1 protein-coding gene is annotated in these 1,435 nt (G+C 65.9%); it reads left to right on the top strand.

Features of this window, described 5'->3' with window-relative positions; all coding sequences use genetic code 11:
• Window positions 1–121 precede the first annotated feature (121 nt).
• Window positions 122–1,429, top strand: coding sequence for an ISL3 family transposase (locus tag ACQ260_RS17275; protein ID WP_432560707.1), 1,308 nt, complete (start codon window positions 122–124; stop codon window positions 1,427–1,429).
• Window positions 1,430–1,435 lie beyond the last annotated feature (6 nt).

Raw genomic sequence — 1,435 nt, 5'->3', positions numbered from 1 at the left:
GGCTCTTCACAATTCGGGGTGTAGAGGGTGGTTGAGTCCGGTCGGCGCGTCGATGGCCGGGTAAGGGTCGAGGTCTTTCGATGATGGAGGTTCCTACGCCAGCCATCTGAAAGACCTCGACATGCTTGACGCTACCTTCACCTGCCCGGATCTGACCACCTTCACGCGCTTGGACCAGCTCGGGCTCGAAGTGACTGGGCAGTGCGTCGAGCCGGAGCGGTCGGTGCTGTTGTGCCGGGTGATCGAGCCCGATGACTGGTGCCGACGCTGCGGGTGTCAGGGTGCGCCCAGGGACACCGTGACCCGCCGGTTGGCCCATGAGCCGTTCGGCTGGCGCCCGACCACGCTGCTGATCCGGCTGCGTCGCTACCGGTGCACCGGGTGCGGGCACGTGTGGCGCCAAGACATCTCGAAAGCCGCGGAACCGCGGGCGAAGATGTCCCGTGCCGGGGTGGCGTGGGCGCTGGTCGGACTGGTCTGTCAGCACCTGAGCATGGCCCGGATCGCTGAGGCGTTGGCGGTGTCGTGGAACACCGCGAACACCGCAGTGCTCGCCGAAGGCCGGCGGGTGCTGATCAACGACCCGGACCGGCTGGATGGGGTCACCGTCTTGGGTGTGGATGAACACGCGTGGCGGCATACCCGGCGCGGGGACAAGTACGTGACCGTCATTATCGATCTCACCCCGGTCCGCGATGGCACTGGCCCCGCGCGGTTGTTGGACATGGTCGAAGGCAGATCGAAACGGGCGTTCAAGACCTGGCTCGCCGAACGGGATCAGGCCTGGCGCGATGGGGTGGAAGTGGTCGCGATGGACGGGTTCACCGGGTTCAAGACCGCCGCCACTGAAGAACTGCCCGAGACCGCCACGGTGATGGACCCGTTCCATGTGGTCCGCCTCGCCGGGGACGCCCTCGACCGCTGTCGACGCCGGGTCCAACACCAGTTGCACGGTCATCGAGGCCGCGCTGACGATCCGTTGTATCGGGCCCGACGGACCCTGCTGACCGGTGCGGACGTGCTCACAGCGAAGCAGCACACCCGTCTGGAGGCGCTTTTCGCGACCGAGGACCATGTCGAGATCGAGGCCACCTGGGGTGTTTATCAGCGCATGGTCGCTGCTTATCGTCATCCCGACCGTGGCGAGGGACGCAGGCTGATGACCCAGCTCATCGCGACGGCCAGTTCCGGGGTCCCGGGTGCTCTGGTCGAGATCATCACCCTCGGTCGAACTCTGAAAAAGAGGGCCGCCGACATCCTGGCCTACTTCGACCGGCCGGGCACCAGCAACGGTCCAACCGAGGCGATCAATGGCCGACTCGAACACCTCCGCGGATCCGCCCTCGGCTTCCGCAACCTCACCCACTACATCGCCCGCGCACTCCTCGAAGCCGGAGGATTCAGACCCCAACTACACCGTCGATTGTGAAGAGCC

It is taken from the genome of Ammonicoccus luteus, from assembly GCF_050880385.1.
In the GTDB taxonomy this organism is placed as follows: Bacteria; Actinomycetota; Actinomycetes; order Propionibacteriales; family Propionibacteriaceae; genus Enemella.
Note: the sequence above shows the minus strand (reverse complement) of the source record. Positions and strands in the feature narration are given on the sequence as shown.